Source organism: Streptomyces sp. NPDC058964 (assembly GCF_042741275.1).
Taxonomy (GTDB): domain Bacteria; phylum Actinomycetota; class Actinomycetes; order Streptomycetales; family Streptomycetaceae; genus Streptomyces.
On sequence record NZ_JBHYKH010000653.1, the window covers coordinates 1 to 1,166 of the forward strand.

The following is a 1,166-nucleotide window of genomic DNA, read 5'->3' on the forward strand; positions in this document are numbered from 1 at the left end:
TCGGCGTCCCCGCCGCCCCCCCCCACACCCCCCACCAACCCCCCCCCGCCGACCCGGGCGGCCTCCGCGCCGCGCGGCAGCGCCAGCCGCAGCCGGTCAGCTATCTGCAGCAGCAGCCGGTCGCCGGCGAGATGACCGAGGGTGTCGTTGACCGAGCGGAAGCGGTCGAGGTCGATGAGCATCAGGGCGGCGCGCGCGCCGATGCGTTCGGCGTCGTCGAGGGCCGTCCAGATCCGTTCCAGCAGCCACTGCCGGTTGGGCAGTCCGGTCAGCGGGTCGCGCAGCTGTTCCTCCGCCCGGGCGCGGGCTATCCACAGGGTGGAATCGAGGGCGATGAGGGGGATGGCGAACAGCGGGAGCAGGACCGGCTGGGCGCCGGCGACCACACAGACCAGGGGGGCTATGCCGAGCAGCGCGACCGCGACCAGGCCCTGTCTGACCAGGGCGGTGCGGGCGACGGTGGGCAGTCCGCCGGCGCGTGGCGCGTGCAGGTACCACAGCAGGCCACGGGTGACGGCGAGGTAGGCGGCCGCGACGAGGACGACCTCGGGCGCGGTGGTGACGGTCCAGCTGTCGGGGTTCCAGGGCCCTTCGACGCTCGGCACGCGGCCGAAGGCGCCCAGCACCAGGGCGCCGGCGCCGATGCCGAGGATGTCCACCGCTCCCTGCAGGACGCCCTGCCGCCAGCGGTTGCGGCGGGCGATGCCGACCAGGACGACGACGGTGAGGCTGACCATTCCGGCGGGCACCCAGCCGTACAGCAGCAGCACCGCGAGGGTGAGGGCGGCGCCGGAGCCGGTGCCGCCCCACCAGCGGGAGCGGCCGAGCATGACGAGGTGGCCGACGATGACGCCGGTCAGCACGGCCAGCGACCAGCCGACCGTACCGGACGGGAAGAGGGCGTGGTTCCCGGTGAACGCACGGAGGAAACCGGCGCCCAGCGCGAACCCGGCGGCCGCGACGACGGCCGCGGGCAGGGCGGGCCAGGACAGGCGCCGTTCGTGGTCACCGGCGGGGAGTACGGGGGCGGCCTCGATGGCCAGGGGTATGGTGCCGCGCGTCTCCGTCGCGGTGTGGGGTCCCGGCGGGCAGCCCGCCCCCCCCCCCCCCCCCACCCCCAGGGCACACCCCCCCCAGCATCCCCCAACCCCCCCACCCCCCCCCCC

At 76.1% G+C, this 1,166-nt stretch carries 1 protein-coding gene; it reads right to left on the reverse strand.

Annotated elements, in window-relative coordinates:
• A partial coding sequence (locus ACFW2E_RS42300) for a diguanylate cyclase domain-containing protein (RefSeq protein WP_384476120.1) occupies nucleotides 1–1,115 on the reverse strand: 1,115 nt, incomplete at its 3' end.
• Nucleotides 1,116–1,166: the final 51 nt, after the last annotated feature.